The organism is Deltaproteobacteria bacterium, assembly GCA_016930875.1.
Classification (GTDB): Bacteria; Desulfobacterota; Desulfobacteria; order Desulfobacterales.
On record JAFGFW010000156.1, the window covers coordinates 1 to 5,795 of the forward strand.

At 49.0% G+C, this 5,795-nt stretch carries 3 protein-coding genes; 2 read left to right on the top strand and 1 reads right to left on the bottom strand.

What is annotated here, in order from left to right; genetic code table 11:
- Window positions 1-1,487 precede the first annotated feature (1,487 nt).
- Both JW883_13145 and JW883_13150 read left to right on the top strand, forming a co-directional pair.
- Complete coding sequence (locus tag JW883_13145) at window positions 1,488-1,976, top strand: hypothetical protein (protein MBN1843212.1); 489 nt, start codon at window positions 1,488-1,490, stop codon at window positions 1,974-1,976.
- Between the two features lie 193 nt (window positions 1,977-2,169).
- Window positions 2,170-5,211: a S8 family serine peptidase gene (locus tag JW883_13150; GenBank protein ID MBN1843213.1), complete on the top strand. Its 3,042-nt coding sequence runs from the start codon at window positions 2,170-2,172 to the stop codon at window positions 5,209-5,211.
- A gap of 339 nt (window positions 5,212-5,550) precedes the next feature.
- Here the strand turns inward: JW883_13150 and JW883_13155 are convergent.
- Window positions 5,551-5,795: hypothetical protein (locus JW883_13155; GenBank protein ID MBN1843214.1), on the bottom strand; the 245-nt coding region annotated here is incomplete at its 5' end.

A 5,795-nucleotide genomic window follows, 5' to 3' on the forward strand; every position in this document is an offset into this window, starting at 1 on the left:
AGTGGCCTCACTATCCTGGTTGACGGCGATCAAGATCGGTATCATCGTCGTGCTGATCATGCTCATACGGGATGTTGTGTCTAGGAAAAAAAAGCAGACTATTTCAGAATAGCCATGGACTGCTCAGACGCTATGAAGCCATTAGAGAGGATTTCAAAATAAATGAAAGGGGGACCTGACCGCTATACGTTATAGGAGATTAAAAACAGCATATGAGCGATGTGAATCCCGTACATTATCTTATCCATCTGGAGCCGAACCTTGAGGAGTTTGCCTTTAAAGGGAGCACAGAGATTTCGGTCAGGGCGGATGTACCCGTCAAATAGATCTCCATGAACAGCGTGGAGCTTGACGTATGGAAAGCGATGGTGAATGGTGAGAAATGGGGACGGGTCAATTATTCACTTCTTGAAGGATTATCTTGTCTGCCTTCGAAATCATTGAACCCAAACATCCCTCATGGTTCCTTATCAGGCAAGTCCATGCGCGATGGCAAAGGACTTGTTGGTATTACACTCTCTCTCGCCCTTTTCTCACGGCCCTCGGCCCCATCAAGGTTCAGACACCTGCCCAAGTGGTCTTTCACACAATCCATAGATTTAATGATCTTTTGAAGTATACCACGAATTTCCTTGTCATTCTAATAGAATACCGCCTTTTGTCAAACAAAGGATGTAAGACGGTATTGGCCTGATCAGAGAACAAACATTAGGATGGTTTCTTGGCAGTAAGCCGGGTGGACGCGGTATTTCTCCATGGTGATGTCAGAAAACCTCGTTTGGAGATATCTTGCCAGAAGCCCAAGATATCAGCCGCATCGAAAGCCTTGGATATGTCTGACTGACCGGGAGGTGATGGTGTCGGCCTTTCAGTTACTTGAAAGGCCTCGTTGGGCTCACGGCACGGTTGAAAAGGCCGAATAAGATTTTTCCCTCCACACTCATGATTTGATTCGGGAAGTCTTGATCCCTCCCAACCTATCGATTACAGGAAGAAAACTAAACCTTCCTGGTGTTGACACCTCGTCCGAAATTGCAAACATTTAACGATAGTCGTCAAGGGGTCTAAAGTCCCCAATCCTCCCCACGTATAAAAGCCGATTTTTCTTGACATGCGTCGCCGATTTGGGTTGAGGTATATACAGTATTCTCTTCCAATCCGACAACCTCCACTTGGGAGAATCCCCATGGAGAAACCCCTTAAAATGTGCAAGCCTCTCTCCTGCTAGGGAATTGCATGCCCTACCAGGAGTTTCATATTCCATTTACAATAATGCTGTGCACATCACTAGATGGGGACAAAAAGCCGCAAATATTTCCCACAGTGTGAATTACATTCATAGCATGTTGCATGGGTTTCGATGAATTGAACTTCAGGCAAACCTGTTTATGCCGCTAACACACCTCAGTGGCATTCAACACCATCAAAATATAAGCCCAAAAATGCGTGACCGGGGAGAAACTGATCTCTTCGGGGAGTCAGGCGTTATGTTGGAATATTTTTTCAAGGTTACCCTTTTGGTGGTCGGAACGGCAACGGGCCTATTTACCGGGAACTTGCTTTCACCTGCCTCAACCTTATCTGATGAGGGGAGAGGAACACCGGTGGACTGTCGTAAAAATCGGGTTACTGAGTATCATAGCAAAATCGGCGCAGGGTTGAACCTTTTGCTCACCTTGCGAAACCACGAACATTTTCCCCAGGATATGAAACATATTTTGATTCGAAACACCGTGAGCGTAAGCGTAAATTTTACGCATGAACTCAATGCTTCGGAAATGCCGCCAATAGAAGCGCTGGGAGTAACGTTTAAGAGATTGCCTAATGGTGAAATAGCTCATACCGGGACTGTTTATGGTGCGGCAGTGCCATGGGATCGAGTGGGAGATCTGGCGGAATTGGAGAAAGTCGTTCGCATAGAGTCGACGTGGAAACCAAAAGTAGAAAGACCTATCACCCAAGGTGCGAATGAATGAGAAGTACTTTGGAGAGGGATCAGTTGGAAAACCTGACGACATTGAGATGAAAAATCACCGTAAAGTATGCCTCCATGTCTCAAGAATGGGGAATCTTTCTCTGCTTTAAATCACGAGGTGAACGCATGTGCCCAAGATTGGTTCAGGACAACCAATAAAACTCAAAACCTCAGTAGAAGAAAGGGGGGCTGTCATGAGAGGAAAAAAAACATTTCTTGTAACTTTGGTGGTAATGTCGCTTTCGTCACTATTATTTTTTTCGAGTATGGGAAAGGCTGAAACACAGGTCGGACCTCGCTCATATCTCAGCAAGACCGGATCCACACTGGAGTTTCTGATAGCCATGGCAGGGGAAGAAACACAGAGAGAATTCGCAGTCAGGGGAGCACAACCCAGGGTGATGGATACCCTTGGTGAAATTGTTACTAAAATTGCACAAACGCAAAGCCTCAATGTGAGTATTCGTTTCGATCATGAACTGAGTGATGCCGAGATCGCTGACCTGGAAAGGGAAGGATTGCGCTTTGTTCGTTTGAATGGAGAGGTAGTCCATTCAGGAAAGATTTACGGCGTCCGCTTACCAATCAGTTCTGTAGACACATTGAAGGGGAGAACAGATATTTTGCGTATCGAGTCCACCTGGAAACCGGCGGTACACATTCCTCTTGATGTCAGCGTGCCCGAGATTAATGCGGATGACATGTGGCAGCTGCTTGACGGCGGGGGTGACAACATTACCGGAAACGGAATAACAGTGGCGGATTTTGATACGGGCATCGATGTCTTTCATCCTGCTTTCTGGTATGCAGACGGCGGATCCTATGCATGGATCGATACGGATAACGACAACGTCTTTGATCCCGGCACTGACACTGTTGATTTAAACGACGATGGAGTCGCCGATACCGACGAGACACTGGACTTCTTCGACGCAGAGGGGCCTGCAGGCAACAATGACGGGGTGTTTCAGGCCGATATGGATTGGCTCTACAATGATTCAAATAACAACGGTCAGAGAGATTTTGGAACCGCAAGTGGCTTTGCTGAGACAGATCCCACCTTCGGTGAAATGATATTTGTTGCAGATGACACCAATCATAACAATGTCCTTGATGTCGGTGAGGACTTGATAGCACTGGGCACGAGTAAGGTGTCCAGAACCATGAACGCTGGCACGGAACGTATCAGAGGGGCTGATCTCATCTTGAGTGACGATGATACGAACGGCCACGGAACGAGTGTATGTGGGGTGATAAACGGTGGGATCATCGGAAGGAGGAAGTTTGTGGGTGTTGCACCGAATGCGGAACTCTTGGTGTCCCACGGCACAGATTACACCGTTTATATTCCTTGGGCGAGGACCAATGGCGCCGATGTGATGCTTTATGAATTTGGTGCATGGGTGCAGGAATTTATGGATGGTTCCTCCAATCTGGAACAAATGATCGATACTGAGGCTGCCGGCGGCATTGTGCAGGTTGTACCTGCAGGTAATCTCGGGCACAAAGACAAACACGCTCAGGACGATGTGGCAGCCGGGGGCAATACCGGCTTTACCTTTAACGTGCCGTCCACGGACAATCCGGGAACCCCTGCCGATGAGGATATCGATAGGGTTTTTATAACAGCGCTGTGGCGCACCACCGGGAATGATTTGGGTTTTACCGTCACGACCCCTACGCCTTCTGTTGTGAATCTCCCTGCCTCACCGGGAGACACCAATTGGCATAGCATCACTTCCGGCGACGGCCACACGATTTATTATCGTCGAGAAGACTCGAGCAGGGGAACCGCGAAATACGACATTACCATAGAAATGAATAAAGTGATTCTGGGAGGCTGGACCGTTCAGGTAGACAACAGCGGCGGCAGCAACGAACAAACGGATATGTACATTGCCGATAATCGGACCGCCTGGTCGGGAGGTGCACTGTGGACGGCTTTCCAGGCGAATCAGAACACCATTGACTGGCCCGCTACGGCTGACAGCGCCATAACCGTTGCATCTTACAGCACGAGAGGATGGTCCGGTGTGGCGGCCGGAGACCTGAGCAACTTCAGCCCGGAAGGACCAAGGATAGACGGCCAGGACATCATGGATATTGCAGCCCCCGGTAACTTTGACATAGGCTCCGCACTTTCTAAGGATGCGAACGGAGGAAGTCTGGGGAGTTATCGCTGGTTCAGTGGAACAAGCGCGGCAGGACCGCATGTAGCCGGAGCAAGTGCCCTGCTGCTCCAATGGGACCCCACCCTGAATCACGGCCAGGTTAAGACGTTGCTGCAGCAAAATGCGAGAACCGACGCTTTTACAGGTGTTACGCCCAATGCGGAGTGGGGATATGGAAAGCTCGAAGTTCTTGCCGCCGTCAACCAACCACCGGTTTGCAGCGCCAACGGACCTTACACGGCCGCTTGCCAAGGCACCACAACGGAAGTCACTCTCGACGGTAGCGGTTCCATTGATCCTAACCCCGGCGACATTTTAACCTATTCTTGGACAACGGATTGTCCAGGAGGAAGTTTTGATGATTCAAGCAGCCAGAATCCTGTGCTTACCATCGATTCGTCCCCTGGCTGTTTTTTGTGCAATGTTTCTCTGACCGTAACCGACCTGGCAGGCGCTTCAGACAGTTGTTCGAATACCGTCACAATTTACGATAACGAACCCCCTGTTCTCAGTTGCCCTCCTGATATCACGATCGAGTGTGATGAGTCCTCAGACCCGGCCAATACAGGGGCTGCGACAGCGACCGATACCTGTGACAGTAACCCATCGTTGAGTTACTCAGATATGGAAACACCCGGCGCATGCCCACAGGAAAAAACAATCACCAGGACCTGGACGGCCAAGGATGCGTGCCTTAATGAAAGTTCCTGCGTCCAAATTATTGAGGTGGTGGACACAACGGCACCAGGCATTGTCTGCAATGCGCCAGCCACTATTACGCCGCCGGATGCGCCCATCTCTTTCAAGGCTTCGGCAATAGACAACTGCGATGCTGCTCCCGTAGTGGAAATCATAACTTACGATTGCTTTTTCTATACCAAAAAGGGAAAGCGGATCGACAAGACGGAATCCTGTGTAGTTGAGGTGGAAGGTGATACCATAACCATCCTGGACAGTGGTGGGGTTGGAGACAATATCACCTGGACTGTTCTAGCGACTGACAGTTGTGGGAATGTCGCAGAGCTAGTATGTGATGTGGAAGTCATCAACCCCGGTAACCCATGATTCCTTTCAGAGGGCTATCTTTGGCAATTAATAAAGGCAGGGTCATCAAGGCTCTGCCTTTATTTCAATTCCATTACCGCTATCTATACCTAAATTTCGGAATTTTCATTCTTATCTATTGTAATCGCAATAAAATCCCCTACACTCTGAAATTATAGACTTCGATAAAAAAACTGGACTCTGACTCGAGAACAGGATACCCATTTTTTTCTTCGAGTCGCCGCCGCTCAGAGGTTGTGATATGTTCCGAAAGGTTAAGATATCATCCACCTTGAAAAGCCTTTGATATGTCTGACATCCCCGTACGTCACTGTAAATTGTAAAGCTTTCGACCAAGATTCACTTCAATGAGATCTCAAGCTCCAGGGCCGGCACCACCTTTCGGGATATCTCCACCATGGTCCAGGGATCGAGGGTTCCCGGGCACTTGACCGGCCCTGCCCTGCCTACCGGCTGAATATTCTCCGGCTGCACAAAAGAGGGTGTCGAGCACTTGATCTTCAGGATATAGTCAAATTTTCTCTGGAAGAGCGGGGCGGCAGAAAAATCCATATGAGGACCGCCGAGACGATCATGGTCAGGGA